The organism is Hymenobacter agri, assembly GCF_054778495.1.
On record NZ_BAAGZM010000571.1, the window covers coordinates 1 to 2,754 of the forward strand.

Annotated in this window: 2 protein-coding genes and 1 pseudogene; 1 reads left to right on the plus strand and 2 read right to left on the minus strand. The window is 63.2% G+C overall.

Features of this window, described 5'->3' with window-relative positions; all coding sequences use genetic code 11:
• Positions 1 to 383 (plus strand): annotated as a pseudogene (locus ACYVDE_RS19515) (phenylacetate--CoA ligase family protein); the annotation flags it as partial.
• On the opposite strand, the gene ACYVDE_RS19520 reads toward ACYVDE_RS19515, so the two are convergent.
• Positions 349 to 1,593, minus strand: coding sequence for an NAD(P)/FAD-dependent oxidoreductase (locus ACYVDE_RS19520; RefSeq protein WP_460503212.1), 1,245 nt, complete (start codon positions 1,591 to 1,593; stop codon positions 349 to 351). The pseudogene ACYVDE_RS19515 and the gene ACYVDE_RS19520 sit on opposite strands and share 35 nt — an antisense overlap.
• Before the next feature lie 174 nt (positions 1,594 to 1,767).
• Positions 1,768 to 2,754, minus strand: a 987-nt coding sequence (locus ACYVDE_RS19525; protein ID WP_460503213.1) for a phytoene desaturase family protein, incomplete at its 5' end; no start/stop codon positions are given.

The window sequence follows — 2,754 nt, forward strand, 5'->3', positions numbered from 1 at the left end:
CCTGCGCCTGCGGCCGCACCACCCGGCGCCTCGGCCCCGTGCTGGGCCGACGGCAGCACCTGCTCAAATACAAGGGCACCAGCCTCTACCCGCAGGCCATTTTCAACGTACTGAATGCTGCGCCAGAAGTAGCCGCCTACGTGCTTAAAGCCAGCACCTCGGAGTTGGATACCGACGAGCTGGAAATAAATCTGGCATTGGCCGAAGGCATCAATGAAACCAACGTACTTGCCCGCTTGCGGGCGGCGTTGCGGGCCGCGTTACGCGTGCTACCGCCGCTGCAAGTGCAGCCGCTAGCCCAGGTATTGGCCCGCCAACACCCGGCCGACTCGCGCAAGCCCATCCGGTTTATTGACCAGCGGCGGCCATCTCCATTCGGATGATGTTGGCCAGCGGCTTGAGCACGCGGCTGTGCTGGCGCACGAAGGGGTTATCAAGGTCCCACACGTAGCCGGCCAGTACCGAACAAATCTGCCGTTTGATTTCCGGGTCGGGGTTCGGGGCGAAGATGATGTCCTGCAGCGAGCCGTCGTACCAGCCCATCACGTACGAGCGGAACGTGTTGACGCCCTGCATGGTGGGCTCCAGGTACTCGCGCTGCCAGTCGACGGCCTCGCCGGCCAGCTGCCGGCACGCCAGCGTCGCCGCCCGGTGGCCCGACACAGTGGCCAGCGTCACGCCCGACGAAAAAATGGGGTCCAGAAACTCGGTCACGTTGCCGGTGAGCACGAAGCCCTCGCCAAAAAACTGGTTAGTCGTCACAGACCAGCCTTCCAGCGTGCGCGGCTCGAACACGAAGGCGCTGTCGCCGAAGCGCTTGTTGGTGTAGTCGTTCGATTGAATGATGGCACGCAGCTTCTGCTCGGGCGTGCCCTCGAATTCCTCGAAAAACGACGGGTTGGCCACGAAGCCCACCGAGGTTTTGCCGGTCGAAAACGGAATAACCCACACCCACACGTCGGGCCGGTGGGCGATGACGGTAATGCGGTTGGGCTCGTCGAACAGAAAGCGGTTGGGGTCTTCGCAGTGCGCGAACATCGTTTTGCGCCCCGGCAGGTTCGACGGCTTGTCGAGGTTGAACAGGCGCGGAATTACGCGCCCGTAGCCGCTGGCATCAATGATGAAGCGCGCTTTGATTTCTTTCTCCGCGCCGTCGGGGCCGGTTACGCGGGTGGTCGAGGCGGTGCCGTCGAATTGAATGGCCGTGACTTCGGTTTCAAACTCCAGCGGAATGCCCATGCGCTGCACCTCGTCGGCCAGCACCTGGTCGAAATTGGCGCGCGGTACCTGCCAGGTCTGGCTCCAGCCCTCGGTAAACTTGTTCGAAAAGTCGAAATCAGCCACCTGGTCGCCTTTCACGAACTTGGCCCCGAACTTCTCCTGAAACCCCTGCGCCCGCAGCGCCGGCAGAAAACCGGCTGCGTCGAGGGCTTCCATGCAGCGCGGCAGCAGGCTCTCGCCAATCACGAAGCGCGGAAAGCGCAGCTTCTCCACCATCTTCACCGAATAGCCCGCCTGCTTCACCATCGAAGCCGCCACCGAGCCCGACGGGCCCGCACCAATCACTAATACGTCAACGTGTTCTGTGGTCATATTTCCGGTTTTTTGCGGCGGCAACGCCAGGTACACCAACGGCCTGCCTGCATTAAAATAGCGTCAGGATAGTATCGTCAAAGATAGCACGCGGCACCCGGGCCTGGCAAGCGCCGGCTTTCCGCAATTCTGCCGTAGAGACGCATAATTGCGTCTGGTCGTTGAACGAAGTCGTCAGGGTTTCACATGCGCGTCGTTGAACGGCGCGGCACCCTCAACTACCGCCGCCCGCCGCCGGGCGCGGTCGCGGCGCTTCTGATGCACCCATTCGGGCCAGGTAGCGGGGTCTTCGGCCTCGTACACGCGCACGGCCTGTCCGGGCTGGGGCACTAGCTGCGCATCCATGCTGGTGCCCAGGATGCGGGCCGCCGTTTGCACGCCCGAGTAGGTGGCGCCAGCCACGCCGTGCGAGAGCACGCTGGCCCCGCACAGGTACAGGCCTTCGATTTCCGACTGGTTCCGGAACGCAAAGGGGCCCGTTTGCCGAAAGCTCTTCTCGGTGCCGTACACGTTGCCGCGGGTGCTGTTCACGTAGAATTCGTTGGTGAGCGGCGTGCCCAGCTCCTGCCGCACAATGTGCCCGCAGACGCCCGGCACGGCCTTTTCCACGCTGCGGAGCAACTTTTCGGCAATGCGCTCCTTGAACTGCGCGTAGGCGCCGGTACGGTAGTCGCCACTCTGGTCGAACTCCTCAAACGCCTTAAAGTCAAGAAACGTCACGACTTCGAGGCAGTGGTAGCGGCCGTCGAAGCTGGCCGGGTCTTTCAGCGTCGTGCAGCTGATGAACAGCGCCGGAAACTCCTCATCGGCCAGAACATCGGCCGCACTCATCTCGCCAAACAGCTTGTCCAAGTCCGGATGGCGCAGCATCCAGATGTTGCCCGAATCAAGCCCCGCCGCCCGCACATCCATGTCCACCACCAGAAACAGCATCAGCGACGTTACCGAATAGCGGGTGCCGGCCAGCTTGGCCTGCAGCTTGGGGCTGATATGCTCGTGCCCCACCAGCGCGTAGGTTTTGGCCGGGTCGGCGTTCGAGATAATGCGCCCGGCCCGAATAATCTCGCCCGAGGCCAGCTCCACGCCCACGGCGCGGGCTTTCTGCTTGCCGGCCGGCTCGGTGAGGATGCGGCGCACGGCAGCCCCAGTGCGCACCGCACC